This window comes from Amycolatopsis sp. NBC_00348 (assembly GCF_036114655.1).
In the GTDB taxonomy this organism is placed as follows: Bacteria; Actinomycetota; Actinomycetes; order Mycobacteriales; family Pseudonocardiaceae; genus Amycolatopsis.
Genome location: NZ_CP107994.1, coordinates 8,036,892 through 8,051,968 on the forward strand (window position 1 = coordinate 8,036,892; position 15,077 = coordinate 8,051,968).

Annotated in this window: 16 protein-coding genes; 3 read left to right on the plus strand and 13 right to left on the minus strand. The window is 71.1% G+C overall.

Annotated features, from left to right (window positions below; translation table 11 throughout):
* Nucleotides 1-21: 21 nt before the first annotated feature.
* Nucleotides 22-960 carry an ArsR/SmtB family transcription factor gene (locus tag OHS58_RS35550; protein ID WP_328645374.1) on the plus strand — a complete coding sequence of 313 codons (939 nt, stop codon included), beginning with the start codon at nt 22-24 and terminating at the stop codon, nt 958-960.
* Between the two features lie 37 nt (nt 961-997).
* Nucleotides 998-1,633, plus strand: a complete 636-nt coding sequence (locus OHS58_RS35555; RefSeq protein ID WP_326956633.1) for an MBL fold metallo-hydrolase — start codon at nt 998-1,000, stop codon at nt 1,631-1,633.
* Here the strand turns inward: OHS58_RS35555 and OHS58_RS35560 are convergent.
* The 3 genes from OHS58_RS35560 to OHS58_RS35570 all read right to left on the minus strand — a co-directional run bounded on the left by OHS58_RS35560 (nt 1,630) and on the right by OHS58_RS35570 (nt 3,783).
* Entirely contained in the window at nt 1,630-2,325 is a 696-nt protein-coding gene (locus tag OHS58_RS35560) for a DUF2334 domain-containing protein (protein ID WP_247059207.1), read from the minus strand. The two genes, OHS58_RS35555 and OHS58_RS35560, sit on opposite strands and share 4 nt — an antisense overlap.
* Nucleotides 2,326-2,399: 74 nt before the next feature.
* Nucleotides 2,400-2,891 carry an NADPH-dependent FMN reductase gene (locus OHS58_RS35565; protein ID WP_328649911.1) on the minus strand — a complete coding sequence of 164 codons (492 nt, stop codon included), beginning with the start codon at nt 2,889-2,891 and terminating at the stop codon, nt 2,400-2,402.
* Nucleotides 2,785-3,783, minus strand: a complete 999-nt coding sequence (locus OHS58_RS35570) for a phosphoribosylaminoimidazolesuccinocarboxamide synthase (RefSeq protein ID WP_326945168.1) — start codon at nt 3,781-3,783, stop codon at nt 2,785-2,787. Before OHS58_RS35570 ends, OHS58_RS35565 begins: the two co-directional genes overlap by 107 nt.
* Before the next feature lie 48 nt (nt 3,784-3,831).
* Here OHS58_RS35570 and OHS58_RS35575 point away from each other — a divergent pair, with 48 nt between their 5' ends.
* Nucleotides 3,832-4,638 carry an SAM hydrolase/SAM-dependent halogenase family protein gene (locus tag OHS58_RS35575; protein ID WP_328645375.1) on the plus strand — a complete coding sequence of 269 codons (807 nt, stop codon included), beginning with the start codon at nt 3,832-3,834 and terminating at the stop codon, nt 4,636-4,638.
* A 64-nt stretch (nt 4,639-4,702) separates the two neighbouring features.
* Here OHS58_RS35575 and OHS58_RS35580 read toward each other — a convergent pair whose 3' ends face one another.
* The 10 genes from OHS58_RS35580 to OHS58_RS35625 form a co-directional block, all read right to left on the minus strand.
* A complete protein-coding gene (locus tag OHS58_RS35580) occupies nt 4,703-5,446 on the minus strand; it encodes an amino acid ABC transporter ATP-binding protein (RefSeq protein ID WP_326951709.1) in 744 nt (247 codons plus the stop codon).
* The gene (locus OHS58_RS35585) at nt 5,443-6,210 is read right to left on the minus strand and encodes an amino acid ABC transporter permease (RefSeq protein WP_247059210.1); all 768 of its coding nucleotides are present in this window, start codon (nt 6,208-6,210) and stop codon (nt 5,443-5,445) included. Before OHS58_RS35585 ends, OHS58_RS35580 begins: the two co-directional genes overlap by 4 nt.
* A gap of 7 nt (nt 6,211-6,217) precedes the next feature.
* Nucleotides 6,218-7,003, minus strand: coding sequence for an ABC transporter substrate-binding protein (locus OHS58_RS35590; RefSeq protein WP_247059211.1), 786 nt, complete (start codon nt 7,001-7,003; stop codon nt 6,218-6,220).
* Nucleotides 7,004-7,010: 7 nt separating this feature from the next.
* Nucleotides 7,011-7,778 carry an ABC transporter substrate-binding protein gene (locus tag OHS58_RS35595; RefSeq protein WP_328645376.1) on the minus strand — a complete coding sequence of 256 codons (768 nt, stop codon included), beginning with the start codon at nt 7,776-7,778 and terminating at the stop codon, nt 7,011-7,013.
* Between the two features lies 1 nt (nt 7,779).
* Nucleotides 7,780-8,604 carry a substrate-binding periplasmic protein gene (locus OHS58_RS35600; RefSeq protein WP_328645377.1) on the minus strand — a complete coding sequence of 275 codons (825 nt, stop codon included), beginning with the start codon at nt 8,602-8,604 and terminating at the stop codon, nt 7,780-7,782.
* 150 nt (nt 8,605-8,754) lie between these two features.
* Nucleotides 8,755-10,182, minus strand: a complete 1,428-nt coding sequence (purB, locus tag OHS58_RS35605) for an adenylosuccinate lyase (RefSeq protein ID WP_326945172.1) — start codon at nt 10,180-10,182, stop codon at nt 8,755-8,757.
* Nucleotides 10,183-10,205: 23 nt separating this feature from the next.
* On the minus strand, nt 10,206-11,045 hold the full coding sequence (locus OHS58_RS35610; protein ID WP_328645378.1) for a DUF4380 domain-containing protein: 840 nt from the start codon (nt 11,043-11,045) through the stop codon (nt 10,206-10,208).
* On the minus strand, nt 11,039-12,184 hold the full coding sequence (dgoD, locus tag OHS58_RS35615; RefSeq protein ID WP_328645379.1) for a galactonate dehydratase: 1,146 nt from the start codon (nt 12,182-12,184) through the stop codon (nt 11,039-11,041). Before dgoD ends, OHS58_RS35610 begins: the two co-directional genes overlap by 7 nt.
* Before the next feature lie 24 nt (nt 12,185-12,208).
* Nucleotides 12,209-12,892: an SDR family NAD(P)-dependent oxidoreductase gene (locus tag OHS58_RS35620; RefSeq protein ID WP_328645380.1), complete on the minus strand. Its 684-nt coding sequence runs from the start codon at nt 12,890-12,892 to the stop codon at nt 12,209-12,211.
* A gap of 14 nt (nt 12,893-12,906) precedes the next feature.
* Nucleotides 12,907-14,955, minus strand: a complete 2,049-nt coding sequence (locus tag OHS58_RS35625; protein ID WP_328645381.1) for a hypothetical protein — start codon at nt 14,953-14,955, stop codon at nt 12,907-12,909.
* Between the last annotated feature and the right edge of the window lie 122 nt (nt 14,956-15,077).

The window sequence follows — 15,077 nt, forward strand, 5'->3', positions numbered from 1 at the left end:
ACGAGCGAATCCGGGGTCGCCATGATCGAGCTGGTCCTGAGCGCGGCCGGCAGCCAGCGCGTCCGCTTCGCGATCTCGCCGCTGGAAGAGGTCCTCGGCGCCGTCCAGACCCTGCTCGGGCTCCGCGGACACCCGGCGCACCTGCCGTGGGTGTCCGCGGCCCCCGCGCTCGACGTCCCCGAGCTGGCGGCGGTCCTGAGCGCGCGGCACTACATCACCGAGTTCCTCAGTCCGCCGCCCGACGGGCCGGAGACCACCGCCGAGGCCCAGCTGCGGGTGGTCCGCGAGACGCCGCCGCACCAGGTCGCGCTGGAGCTGGCGATGGTCGACGCCGACCTTTCGCTGCTCCCGGCCGACCCGGCGGCCGCGCGGGACCTGCTGGCCGGCCAGCTCGAGACCGTCTGGAACGCGCTGCTCGCCCCGCGGTGGCCGCGCCTGCGCGAGCTGCTGGCCGCCGACATCGCGTACCGGACGCGGCTGCTCGGCTCCGGGGGCATCACCGCGATGCTGGCCGGACTCCACCCGCAGGTCCGGCTGGCCGGGACGTCGGTGCTGGTCGACGTCCGCTCCCGCGAACGGCTCGAGATCGACTCCCGCGGCCTGCTGTTCATCCCGGCGGTGTTCGCGTGGCCGAACGTCGGGGTGGTGACGGTGCCGCCGTGGCAGACGTCACTGCTCTACCCCGCCCGCGGCGTCGCGTCGCTGTGGACGTCGGCGACGGCACCGCCGGAACCGCTGGCCGAGGTGCTCGGCCGGACCCGGGCGCTGCTGCTGACCGGCCTGGACGCCCCGGCCGCGACGGCCGACCTGGCGCGCCGCTTCGACCTCGCCCCGGCGACGGTGTCGGCGCACCTGACGGCGTTGCGCGCGGCCGGGCTGCTGACGTCGGAGCGCAGCGGGCACCGGGTGCTGTACCGCCGCACCGGTCTCGGCGACGCGTTGCTGACCGGCAAACTCTGACTAGGGTGGAATCACGACCCGTGAAGGAGAATCATCGATGCGTATCGTCCATTTCGGACATGCCTGTGTGCTGCTGGAGACCGGCTCGGAGCGGATCCTGATCGACCCCGGCACGTTCTCCACGGACTTCGAGCGCGAGCGTGAGCTGGCCGCCGTGCTGATCACGCACCAGCACTTCGACCACCTCGACGTCGAGCGGCTGCCGAAGGTGCTCGAAGCCAACCCGGACGCGAAGCTGATCGTCGACCCCGGCTCGGCCGAGGCCGTCGGGAAGCTGGGTGTCCCGTTCGACATCGCGAACGTCGGGGACGCGTTCGCGATCGGGGACACGTCGATCAAGGCCGTCGGCGGCGAGCACGCCGTGATCCACAGCGACATCCCGACGATCCCGAACATCGGCTACGTCTTCGACGACGGCGCGTTCTTCCACCCCGGCGACTCGTTCTTCGTGCCGGAGCAGCACATCGACGTCCTCGGCCTGCCGACCGGCGCGCCGTGGCTCAAGGCCGGCGAGGCGGTCGACTACCTGCGCGCGGTGGCGCCGCGGATCGCCGTGCCGATCCACGAAGCCGTGCTCGCCAACCCGGGCATGCACTACGGCCTGTTCGGCAACCTCGCGCCCGAAGGCACCGAGGTGAAGGTGCTCGAGCGCGCGGAGCCGGCGAAGCTCTAGGCGGCGACGGTGCGCAGTGAGCCGTAGGTCGCGCCGAACGCGCGGTTCTCCAGGGCGACGTCGACGGCGTCGAGGAGGGCCTGGCGGAGGCCGGGGCGGGTGAGGTCGATGGCGTCGACACCGAGCCGGACCAGGCCGCCCCGGCGCGCGGCGCGCGCGGCCGCCAGCACCAGCGCGAAGCAGCGGACAGTCTCGGTGCGCTGCGACTGGCTGGTGAACTCCTGGACGCGGGCGCGGCGCACCTCGCCGGTGACGAGGTCGCGCACCGCGCCGAGGTCCGCGCACAGGCGGAAGCCGTGCTCGCCCAGCGCCTGAAGCGTGCCCTGGGACGCGATCCAGCGCGGCGGCGCGAAGCCGTCCACGGCCAGTCCGGCGGCGTCGAGCGCGGCCTTCGCGGCGATCAGCCGCAGCCGCGCCTCGTGCGCGGGCAGCGTCGCGAACTCCGCCTTCTTGCCCAGGTACACCGTGCGGTGCGTAGGCGTGACGACGTGGTCGTAGCCGTGCAGCAGCACGGAATCACCACGGCGGGCGCGGGTGCGCACCCACTCCGTCACCGGGCCTTCGCCGGTGCGCGCGGCGTACAGCACCGACAGCGGCACCTTGCGGCGGTCGAGCTCGGCCGCGAGATCGGCGCACCGGTGCAGCGTGCGCGGGGTGATGCCCGACAGCGAAACCAGCAACTGAGCGTCCACGCCACCATTGGGACGCACGCGTCTGACGTCGGCGTGAACTGCGCAGGACGGGCGGGCGGCCGTTGCCGGAAGGGTCAGCCGCCTTCACTCAGGCGCTTTACCGCCACGGCGATGCGCTCGCGCAGGTCGGGGTCGACGACCACGCCGTCGGCGACCGCGGCGCGCGGGACCGGGATCCGCGCGCAGGCTTCCTCGACGATCTCGGCGCCCGCGTACGTCAGCACCTTGCGCAGCGAGTCGTGCGCGTCGCCGCCGCCAGTCGGCGCCGCTACGGACGAGGCGTTGATCCAGGCGACCGGCTTGCCGTAGATCTCACCGCCGCCGACCGTCCAGTCGAGCAGGTTCTTGAACGACCCCGGCAGGCCGCCGGCGTACTCCGGGGTGCAGATCAGCACCGACGTCGCGGCCGCGATGGCCGCGCGCAGCGAAGCGACGGCGGGGTGCAGCGGGTCGCGGTCGTCATCGGGGTTGAAGTGCGGGAGATCGCCGAGTCCGGTGAACGTCGTGGTCTCCGTGAGGGTCGCGACGGTCCCCAGTACCGCCGCATTGCCCGAGCCTGCTCGCAGGCTGCCGCAGATCAGCAGGATCACGGGGCCAGTCTGCCAGGCACAGCCCGGTGATGCGGTGATAAGCCTCGATGTAGCGGTCCCGCGTGGCCGTCACCACTTCGGGCGGCAACGGCGGCAACGGGGACGCGCAGTCCCAACCGGACACCGGGTCGACGAGCCAGTCGCGCACGTGCTGCTTGTCGAACGACGGCCGGCCGGGCCGGTGGCCGTCGGCGGGCCAGTAGCGCGCCGAATCCGGCGTCAGCACCTCGTCGGCCAGCACCAGGCCGCCGTGCGCGCCGATGCCGAACTCGAACTTCGTGTCGGCCAGCAGCAGGCCCTGCTCCGCGGCCCGCGCGGCACCGCGGCGGTACAGCTCGAGCGACGCCTCGCGGACCTCCTCCGCGAGCGCGCGGCCGAGGACCGAGACGAACGTGTCGAAGTCGATGTTCTCGTCGGGTTCGCCGGGACGGGCCTTTGTGGACGGCGTGAAGATCGGCTCGGGCAGCCGGGCCGCCTCGGCGAGCCCGGGCGGCGGCACGACGCCACACACCGCGCCGTCACGGCGGTAGTCCGCGTAGCCGCGGCCGGTCAGGTAGCCGCGGACGACGGCCTCCACCGGCAGCATCTCGAGCCGCTCGACCAGCATCGCCCGGCCACGCACGGCGTCGGGGATCCCCGGCCCGTCACTGGCCACGAGGTGGTTCGGCAGGACGTCGGCGAGCTCGCCGAACCAGAACACGCTCATCGCCGTGAGCACCCGTCCCTTGTCCGGAACGGGGGTGACAAATACACGTTCAAAAGCCGAAATGCGGTCGGAAGCAACGATCAGGAGCCGGTCGTCGCCCGCGTCGTACAGGTCGCGGACCTTGCCGGTGACGAGCTTGGGGTGTCTGGGGAGGGGTGTCACGCACTGAACCCTAACGGGCACGCTCCGCCACCGAGGATGATGCTGCACATGCCGCTGACATGGGCCTCGATGACCACCGACTACGGGCTGCGCGACGGCTTCGTGGCGGCCTGCCACGGCGTGATCGCGCGGCTGGCGCCCGCCGTGCGGGTCATCGACGTGACGCACGAGGTGCCGCCCCAGAACGTCCGCCACGGGGCCATGGCGCTGGCGCAGACGGCGCCCTACCTGCCGGAGGCCGTGCACGTCGCGGTGGTCGACCCGGGCGTCGGCACGGCACGGCGTGGGGTGGTCGTCGTCGCCGAGGGCGGGCTGCTGGTCGGACCGGACAACGGCCTGCTGCTGCCCGCCGCGCGGGCCCTCGGCGGGGTCCGGGCCGCGTACGAGCTGACCGAGCCGTCGCTGCGGCTGCCGGTGACGTCGGCGACGTTCCACGGGCGGGACATCTTCGCGCCCGCGGCCGCGCACCTTGCATTGGGCGTCTTGCCGTCTGCATTCGGCAACGCCGTCGAGACGCTGGTGGAGCTGCCCGAGCCGTTCGTGGCGGCGTTCCCCGGCAAGCTGGTGTCGGAAGTGCTGACGGTCGACCACTTCGGCAACGTCCAGCTGGCCGCGACGCCGGCGGATCTCGAGCTGAGCGGGCTGACCGGCGCGGTTTCGGTGCACAGCGAGCGGGTCGCGGTGATCACGGCGGTCGGGCGGACGTTCGCGGACGTGCCCATCGGGGCGAGCGTGCTCTTCGCGGACTCGGCGGGCCGGCTCGCCGTCGCCGTCAACGGCAGTTCGGCGGCGGCCGTGCTCGGGCTGGGCCCGGCCCAGGAGTGCACGATCACGTCGTCGCCGACGGCCACCTGAGCGGGCGGTCCACAGTCGTGAGTGGGAAACAGTGTTCTAACACTGTTTCCCACTCACGACCGCGTCAGAGCACCTGCGAGAGGAACCGTTGCAGGCGCGGGCTTTGCGGGTCGTCGAAGAGCTGCGCCGGCGGGCCCTGCTCCACGATCCTGCCCGCGTCCATGAACGCGACCTCGTCGGCGACGCTGCGGGCGAAGCCCATCTCATGGGTGACCACGATCAGCGTCAGCCCGCGTTCGGCCAGGCCCGCCATCAGCGTCAGCACACCCTTGACCAGCTCCGGGTCGAGCGCGCTGGTGGCCTCGTCGAACAGCATGACCTCGGGGTCCATCGCCAGCGCGCGGGCGATCGCGACGCGCTGCTGCTGCCCGCCCGACAACGCGCTGGGCCGGTACGGCGCCTTGTCGGCCAGGCCGACGTCCGCCAGCCGGGCGCGGGCGATCGCCGCCGCTTCCTCCTTGCTCAGCTTCTTCACGCTGCGCAGCGGCAGCACGATGTTGTCCAGCACACTCCGGTGACCGAAGAGGTTGAAGTGCTGGAACACCATGCCGACGCGCTGGCGCAGGGCGTCCGGGTCGGACCGGATCACGGACTCGCCGTCGAGCAACAGGTCGCCGGAGTCGGGCTCCTGCAGGCGGTTCACGCACCGCAGGAGCGTCGACTTGCCGGAACCGGACGGCCCGATCACGCAGGTCGTCTTGCCGCTCGGCACCTTGAGGTCGACCCCGCGCAGGACTTCCAGCGTGCCGAAGCTGACGTGGATGTCCCGCAGTTCCACACTGGACGAACGCACCGCTGTCGTCGTCACCACGCGCTCACCCTTCCGCCGGGACCGATCTCCACCGGGTCGCCTTCGTCCGGCTCGTCGGCGCGGACCTTGCGCCCGGTCCGGAGCTTCTTGTCGATGTAGTTCACCAGGTGCGTCAGCGGCACCGTGATCACCAGGTAGACGAACCCGGCCGCGACCAGCGGCGACAGGTTCCCGGTGTTGGCCGCCAGGTCCTGCCCGATCCGGAACAGCTCGCGCTGCTCGGACAGCAGGCCGAGGAAGTACACCAGGCTGGAGTCCTTGACCAGCGAGATGAACTGGTTCACCAGGGCGGGCAGCACGCGCCGGACGCCCTGCGGGATGACGATCAGCAGCATCGCCTTGCTGTAGCTCATCCCGAGCGCGCGGCTGGCCTCCAGCTGTCCTTTTTCGACACTCTGGATGCCGGCCCGGAAGATCTCGCCGATGTAGGCGGCGGCGATCAGGCTCAGCGCCAGGATGCCCAGCGGGTACGGGTTGGTGCCGACGACGTCCCGGGCGAGCGTGCCGAGACCCTGGCCGATCACGAGGATGGTCAGGATCGCCGGCAGGCCGCGGAAGATGTCGGTGTACACCCGGGCCGGCCAGCGCAGCCACGCCTTGGTGGACAGGCCCATCACCGCGACGACCATGCCGAGCACGGTGCCGATCACCGCGGAGGTGAACGCCAGGATCAGCGTGTTGAGCAGACCGGTCTTCAGCAGGTCCGGGAAGACCTGCCAGATGTACTCCCAGTCGAGGAAGGTGTCGAAGAACTGATCCATCGCGGTTCTACTGCCCCGCCTTGAACTCCGCCGGCACCGGCGCGGTGGCCTCGAACTGGTCGTGCACCTTCACCCAGGTGCCGTCCGCGATGACCTTCTTCAGGCCGTCGTTGACCTTGGTGATGAGGTCGGTGTTGCCCTTCTTGAAGGCGAACCCGTGCGGGATGGTCGTGGTGATCGCCTTGGTCACCTTGAGCTTCGCGTCCGGGTTGTTCTTCGCGTAGTCCTCGGCGGTGGCCTGGTCGAACACCGCGCCGTCGACCGCGCCGGTCTTGAGCGCGGCGAGCGCGGCGGCGTCGTTCGGGAACCGGACGGCCTGCGCGGTCGGCGCGTTCGTGCCGAGCCAGGTGTCCGACACCGTGCCCTGGACGACGCCGATCCGCTTGCTCGCCAAGGAGTTCTCGTCCGTGATGCCGGCGGTCTCCTTGGCTTCGATGCCGAGGGACTGGTAGTTGTACGGCGCCGAGAAGTCGACGGTCTTCTTGCGGGCGTCGGTCTGCGAGATCGCCGAGCTGCCGATGTCGAACGTGCCGTTCGCGACCTGGCCGAGCAGCGCCGAGAAGTCCGTCGCGACGAATTCGAGCTTCAGGCCCTCTTTCTGCGCGATGGCCTTGAGCAGCTCGTTGTCGAAGCCGGTGAAGGTGCCGTTCTCCTGGTAGGCGTTCGGCTTCGAGTCGCTCAGCGTGCCGACGCGCAGGGTCTTGTCACCGCCGCCGCTGTCCGAGCCGCCGCCACACGCCGTGAGCGCGGCCAGCAGCGTCGCCGCGATCGCCGTGACCAGTGTCTTCTTCATGGGTCTCCTAACCCTGGAACCCGGCCGGCACCGGAGCGGTCGGCAGGAACTGCTGGTGCAGCTTAAGCCAGGTACCGTCGGAGATCACCTGCTTGAGCCCGGCGTCGATCTTGCCGAGCAGTTCGGTGTTGCCCTTCTTCACCGCGAAGCCGTGCGGCACGTCCGTGACGAAGCTCTTCACGACGACGAGCTTGGCGTCGGGGTTGTCGGTGACGTTCTTCTCGGCGATGCTCTGGTCCAGGATGTACGCGTCGACGGCGCCGGTCTTCAACGCGGTCAGCGCGGCGGCGTAGTCCGGGAAGCGCACGGCCTGCGCGGTCGGCACCGTGGTGCCCAGCCAGTGGTCGCCGACGGTCGCCTGGATGACGGCGACCCGCTTGCCCGCCAACGCCTTCTCGTCGGTGACCGGCGTGCCCTGCTTGGCCTGGATGCTCATGGTCTCGAAGTCGTAGGCCGCCGAGAAGTCGACGGTCTTCTTGCGCTCGTCCGTCTGCGCGATCGCCGAGCTGGCGATGTCGTAGCGGCCGGACGCGACCTGGCCGAGCAGCGCGGAGAAGTCCGTCGCGGCGAACTCCAGCTTCAGGTTCTGCTTGGCCGCGATGGCCTTGAGCAGCTCGTTGTCGAAGCCGGTGTAGTTGCCGTCCTTGAGGAAGATGTTCGGCGGCGCGTCGCTGAGGGTGCCGACGTGCAACGTCGGGGAAGCGCTGTCCGAGCCACTGCCGCACGCGGTGAGCGTGAGGGCCGCGGCCAGTACGGTGACGATCAGCTTCTTCATGTCACGCACCCAGGTTCTTCACGGGCAGGCCGGGGCCGCCCTGCTGGAGTTCCTTCGACAGCGGTGTCGTCTTGTAGAACTGGCCGTAGATCCGCGCGACCGTGCCGTCCGCGATGGCCTTCGCGAGCCCGTCGTTCAGCTTCTTCAGCAGGTCGGGATCGGTCTTGGCGACGGCGAACGCCGACGGCGTGTCCTTGTCCTCGACGGTGTAGCCGAGCTCCAGCGGCACCGCGGGGTTCTGGTCCAGGTACTTCTGGCCGATGTCCTGCGGCACGACCCAGCCGTCCAGCGTGCCGTTCTTCAGCTGCGCGAAACCCGCGTTGTAGTCGGGGAAGCGGACGACCTGGGCGCCGTTGGTCTTGCCCGCGAACTCGTCCTGCACCGAACCCTGGACGACGCCGAGCCGCTTGCCCGCGAACGCCGCCGGGTCCTTGAGGTTTGCGCCCTTCTCGGTCACGATCGTCGTGAAGCCGGTGTTGTACCCGTTGGAGAAGGAGACCGTCTTCTTGCGCGCCTCGGTGCTCGAAATCGTCGAGCTGCCGATGTCGAACTTGCCGGTCGCGACGCCGGCCAGCAGGCCGGAGAACTCGGTGCCGACGAACTCGACCTCGAAGCCCTCACGCTTCGCGATGTCGCGCAGCAGCTCGTTGTCGTAGCCGGTGAACCGGCCGTTCTCCAGGTAGATCGACGGCGGGGCGTCGCTCAGCGTGCCGACGCGCAGGGTCTTGCTCGCGGCCGAGGAGTCGGCACCACCGCAGGCGGCCAGGGTCAGCGTCAGCGCGCCCGCGGTGACGGCGGCGGCGATCTTCGACAGCGTGGATCTCATCGCTTCTTCCAGAGGTTGGCGCGCCGGTGGCGCGAGGAAAGCACGTCAGGTCATCTGGTAGACGATCTGACGCTCCGGGTTCAGCGGTCGAGATTAGGGATTTCGCCCGTTCGTGTGGATTCGTTCCAGTCCGTGGACTCGTGCGTCAGCTCACAGGATCGGCTGGGGCGCGTAGCCCGCCGCTTCGGGGAACTGCTCGAGCACCTGCGCGACGCGCTCGGCGACCTGCGTCACCTGACGCCCGGCCGTCCCGGTGAACGAGATCCGGTCGGCGAGCAGCTTGTCCAGCTCACCGCGGTCGAGCGGGATGCGCTCGTCGGCCGCGAACCGGTCGAGCAGGTCGTTCTCCGCGCGCCCTTCGCGCATCTCCAGCGCGACGGCGACGGAGTGCTCCTTGATGGCTTCGTGGGCCGTCTCACGTCCGACGCCCGCGCGGACCGACGCCATGAGCACCTTCGTCGTGGTGAGGAACGGCAGGTAGCGATCCAGCTCACGCTCGATGACGGCCGGGAAGGCGCCGAACTCGGCCAGCACCGTGAGGAACGTCTCCAGCAGGCCGTCGAGCGCGAAGAAGGCGTCCGGCAGCGCGACGCGGCGGACGACGGAGTCGGAGACGTCCCCCTCGTTCCACTGGTCGCCGGCCAGCTCGCCGATCATCGACAGGTAACCGCGCAGCACGACGGCGAGGCCGTTGACGCGCTCGCAGGAGCGGGTGTTCATCTTGTGCGGCATCGCGGACGAGCCGACCTGGCCGGGCTTGAAGCCCTCGGTGACCAGCTCGTGGCCGGCCATCAGCCGGATCGTCTTGGCCAGGCTGGACGGCGCCGCGGCGACCTGGACCACAGTGGACAGCACGTCGAAGTCGAGCGAGCGCGGGTAGACCTGGCCGACGCTGACGAACCGGCGGTTGAAGCCGAGGTGCTGCATCACGCGGTCTTCGAGTTCGTCCAAAGTGGACTCGTCGCCGAGCAGGTCGAGCATGTCCTGCGCGGTGCCGACCGGGCCCTTGATGCCGCGCAGCGGGTAGCGGCCGATGAGGTTGTCGAGCCGCTCGAAGGCGACCAGCAGCTCGTCGGCGGCCGTGGCGAACCGCTTGCCGAGGGTGGTGGCCTGCGCGGCGACGTTGTGCGAGCGCCCGGCCATGACGGTGTCGGTGTGCTCGACGGCGAGCACGGCCAGCCGGGCGAGCACGGCGGCGACGCGGGCGCGGACCAGCTCCAGCGAGCGGAGCAGCTGCAGCTGCTCGACGTTCTCGGTGAGGTCGCGCGAGGTCATCCCCTTGTGGATGTGCTCCTGCCCGGCCAGGTCGCTGAACTCCTCGATGCGCGCCTTGACGTCGTGGCGGGTGACCCGCTCCCGGGCCGCGATCGACCCGAGGTCGACCTGCCTCAGCACGCGCTCGTAGTCCTCGACGACACCGTCGGGCACGTCGACGCCGAGGTCCTTCTGCGCCTTGAGCACGGCGATCCAGAGCTGCCGCTCCAGGACGACCTTCTCCTCCGGAGACCAGAGCGAAACCAGCTCCGGCGACGCGTAGCGGGCGGCGAGCACGTTGGGAATGCGGGGCTTGTCCGTCACGGCTTTCACGATACCTGTGCAGGTCAGGCGAGGGTCGCGCGGATCGTGAGGGCGGTCGAGGCCCCCGGCTCCAGCGTCGTCAGCGGGCCGAGGACCTCCAGCTCGACGATCCGCGCGGGCGGGGCCAGGTCGCCCAGCTCCGCGAGCGGCTCCGGCAGCGGGTGCTCCAGCCAGATCTCCAGCGGCGAGCCCTCGTCCGGGTACTCGCCCACCGGGTCGACGTCGAAGGACAGCGTCAGCGCGCCGTAGGACACCCAGCCCGCCGTGCCCGGCACACCCAGCTTGCCGACGACGTCCTGCGGCGGCACGACCAGCCGGTCACCGTCCACTGTGTACTCCGGCGTGCCCGTCCCCGCCACCAGCGCGACGACGTCCGGCCGCCGGAGCCCGGCGGTGACCGCGCCGCCGCCGGGGCACTGTGTCACGTTCCACAGGGCCCAGCGCACTTCGCGGTCGCTGACGTTCTCCGCGCGCAGGTCCAGCCGGTAGCCGTCGTCGAGGATGGTTATCGCGCGGGTGAACCGCAGGCCGGTGCGCGGGTCCGGCGCGCTGGTCATGGTGACCGTGTCGCCGTCGGCGGCCACGGCGTACGGCCCGGAGTCCAGCACCGGGTCCGGCGGGCCGGCCCACTGGTCCGGGCCGTCCCAGCCCTGGGGCGCGGGCCACGTCTTGTCGCCGCCGTAGTTGACCCAGTCGCCCATCCGGCCCGAGTTCGGCGCGTAGTCGCCGCGCAGGTCGTCGTCCAGGTGCTCGGCGTTGCGCCAGAGCAGCTCGACGCCGCGGTGGCGCACCGACAGCAGCCGGCCGCCCAGCTCCGGCACCAGGCCCAGCCGCAGGTCGCCGCGCTCGAGCCAGGTCACCATTCGGCGAGGCCGCCGTCGTCGTGGCGCCACACCGGCGACCGCCAGGCGTGCCCGATCTCGTCGGCCCGGCGGACGGCGGCTTCGTCGACCTCGATGCCGAGGCCCGAGCCGAGCGGGCGGGCCGCGTAGCCGTCCTGGAAGGTGAAGATCGACGGGTCGACGAGGTAGGAGTGCTCGGTGCCCTCGTGGTAGTGCATGCCGAGACTCTGTTCCTGGATCAGGAAGTTCGGCGTCGCGAACGAGACCTGCAGCGACGCGGCCAGTGAGATCGGCCCGAGCGGGCAGTGCGGTGCGAGCGACGCGCCGTACATCTCGGCCAGCGCGCCGATCCGGCGCAGCTCGGAGATGCCGCCGGCGTGCGACGGGTCCGGCTGCACGACCGCGACCCCGGCGTCGAGCACCGGCTTGAACTCCCAGCGCGAGTACAGCCGCTCGCCGACCGCGATCGGCACGGTCGACGCCTCGACGACCGAGCGCAGCGCGTCGCCCTGCGTCTCCGGCAGGATCGGCTCCTCGACGAACATCGGCTGGACGTCTTCCAGCATCTTGACCAGCCGCCGGGCCATCGCGGGCGAGACGCGGCCGTGGAAGTCGATGGCGAGGTCGCGGTCCGGGCCGAGCGCCTCGCGCGCTTCCCACGCGCGGGCGACCGCCGCATCGGCTTCGCGGGGTGACGCGATCGCCGTCAACGGGCCGGCGACGTTCATCTTCACCGCCGTGAACCCCGCCTCGACCTGCGCGGTCACCGCTTCGCGGATGCCGGACGGCCGGTCGCCGCCGACCCAGCTGTAGACCCGGACGCGGTCGCGGACCGGGCCGCCGAGCAGCTCGTGGACCGGCGCGTCGCGGACCTTCCCGGCGATGTCCCACAGCGCGTGGTCGAACCCGGCCAAGGCGCTCGAAAGCACCGGCCCGCCGCGGTAGAAGCCGCCGCGGCGCAGCACCTGCCAGTGGTCCTCGATGCGCAGCGGGTCCTGGCCGATCAGCAGCTCGGACAGCTCGTGCACGGCCGCGCGCACGGTCTCCGCGCGGCCCTCGACCACGGGCTCGCCCCAGCCGCTGATGCCCTCGTCCGTGCTGACCTTGAGGAACAGCCAGCGCGGCGCGACCAGAAACGTTTCAACCCCGGTGATCTTCACCCGTGTCCCCCATCTGCGTCCCCATCATGCGGAATCCTTGGCGGCGGACCAGCCGCCGTCGACGGTCAGCTCGGCGCCGGTGACGAACGACGCGGCGTCCGAGAGCAGGAAGGCGATCACGTCCGCCACCTCGGCCGGCTCGCCGAGCCGCCCGGCCGGCGTCGCGCGGGCACTGCGCTCGCGGTCCTCGGGCGAGATGCGGCTCCAGGCCTCGGTGAGCACCGGCCCCGGCAGCACGGAGTTGACGCGCACGGCCGGGGCGTACTCCACGGCCAGCTGCCGGGCCAGCGCGACCAGCGCGCCCTTGCTCGCGGCGTACGCGGGATGACCCGGCAGGCCGAAGTGCGCGTGCACCGACGAGACGAGCACGATCGCCCCGCCCCGCGCCCGCAGCGACGGCAAGCAGGCCTTCACGGCGAGGTACGCGCCGGTCAGGTTGACGTCGAGCTGCCGCCGCCACTCGGCGCGGTCGATCTCGTGCAGTGGCCCGGTGCTGGGGACGTAGGCGTTGCTGACCAGGGCGTCCACCTCGCCGATGGCCGCCCAGGTCGCCTCGTCGGTGACGTCGCCCCGGATCGGCGTGACGCCGTCGGGGAGTTCGGCGATGTCCACGCCGAGTACGCGGTAGCCGTCGTCGAGCAGTTTCCGGGCCGTTGCCGCCCCGATCCCGGACGCCGCTCCGGTCACCACCGCGGTACGCGTGGACATCGCCTCTCCCTATCTCAGAACTTCGCTACGTGCACATGGTCGTCCGGCCCGCGGGCGGCGAGCCACAGTGACGCGCCGTCCGACGCCGCGCCGAGGGTTCCCACGATGCTCCCGCTCGGGTACTCCGGCCGTTTGAACCAGCCCGCCCAGGTGCCGGACCACTCGTTGGCCCACAGCGAGTAGTCGCTCGCGGACGCGGTGAGCGCGACCTTCGCGCCGACCGCCACAAGCGTCGGGCTGCTGCTGACCGTGCCGCCGATGCCCGTCCAGTCCGACCACGTGGCGCCGGTCCTGGTGCGCGTCCAGACGCTGTCGTCGGCGGTGCGGACCGCGACGACCGTGCCGTTCGTGGACGTCGCCGCGCCGGGCCGGCCGTAGATCGGCTTGCCGCCGGGCGCGCCGAGACCGGACCACTGACCCGCGCTGGTCCGCAGCCAGACCTGGCCGTCGGCGCCACGCGCGAAGAGCGTGCCGTCGCCGGTGACGGACGGCGAATCGGTGAGCGTGCCGCCGAGCCGCTTCCAGTCGCCCCAGCGGCCCTTCGCGTAGGTGCGCTGGTAGGCCGCGTTGTCGAGGCCGCGGACGTAGACGTCGATCTTCCCGTCCGAGGCGACCGCGGCGGGCTGGCCGAGGAACTCGCCGCCGACCTGACGCGGGCCGTCCAGGCCCTTGACCTGCAGGGAGCCGTTCCGGTCCCGGAAGAACGTCACCGTCTTGCCGCCGGTGCGGACGATCGTCGGACTGGCGGACGCGTCGCCGCCGAGGTCGTCACCCGGGACGAGGTCGGTGCCGTGCAGGCGCAGGAACGCCGTGCCGTGCGCGGGCACGGTGACGGTGTACGAGCCGGTCGCGCTGCCGCGGTCGGCGCGGGCGCGCAGGTCGCGAACGGACACCCGGCCCTTGAGCCCGGCGTCGGCGAAGCTGAGCGTCATCTGCATCGGCGTCTCACCGCGGTTGAGCAGCACGACCGCGCGCTCGCCGTCGCGGGAGAGGACCTTGCTGTAGGTGTCGGTGCTGCCGTTGTTAGCGACGCGGACGCCCTGGGTGCCCAGGCGGTCCTGGTTGACGCCCACGATCTCCGGGTTCTTCAGCGTGCTGATCATCGACGCGGGCAGCGTGCGCGGGTCGGAGCCGAGGATCAGCGGGGAGGCCATCTCCGCCCACATGACGAACTGGGTGGTCGACTCCTCCTCGTTGAGCTCGTAGGTGCCCTGCTCGGTCTTGCGCATCGGGATCAGGTAGTCGGGGTCGTTGTAGTGCCCCGGTCCGTTCGCCTCGGGGTGCGCGGCGTTGGCGTCCATGTTGCGCAGGACGTCGGTCCAGATCCCCTCGTACGGCGTGCCGAACGCGATGTCCGTACTGGTGCGCCAGGAGTCGGCGACGAGCGGGCCGTAGCTGTAGGCGATCCCGGCGACCTGGTCCGGCCCGTGCGGGGTGCCCCACTCGTCGGTGACCGGGTTGCAGACGTTCAGAACCATCGGCCGGCCCGCCTTGGCGAGGGCCTTGCTGAACTGCGAGAACGCGTCGGCGGGCTTGAGGTTCTGGGCGATGCCGCAGAGGAAGTCGACCTTGACGGCGTCGAACTTCCAGCTCGCGAACCGCTTGGTGTCCTGCTCGTAGTGGCCGCCGGAGCCGGCCGCGCAGTTCTTGCCGTCCGACGCCCCCGCGTCGGTGTAGATGCCGGCCTTGAGCCCACGGGAGTGCAGGTAATTGACCAAAGTGGACAGTCCACTCGGGAACTTGGCCGGGTCCGCGAGGAGGTTGCCGCTCTTGTCCCGCGGGTCCGCGGCGGTCCAGCCGCCGTCGATCCAGACGTAGCGGTAACCGGCGTCGCGCAGGCCGCTGGAGACGAGGAAGTCCGCGACGGACTCGACCGACGCCTCGCTGGGCGCACCCAGGCCGTAGTAGGTGTTCCAGCCCATGTACGGGGTCTTCGCGACCCCGCTGTCGTAGTAGTCGGGAGCGCCTTGGTCGACGGCCGGTGTGGCCTGGGCCGGGATCGCGATGGCGGTGAGCGCGGCGGTTGCCGCTGCTACGACCGCTAGGGATCTCTTCAGGAGCATGTTGCTGGACACCCTTCTCCAGTGAACAGGTGCTTTGCGGGGGCTCCGGGTGGCGGAGCCCCCGGCCCGGGGCGGAGCCCCGGTTGTTACAGCGTCGAGCTGGCCGTCGAGCAGCATGCCGG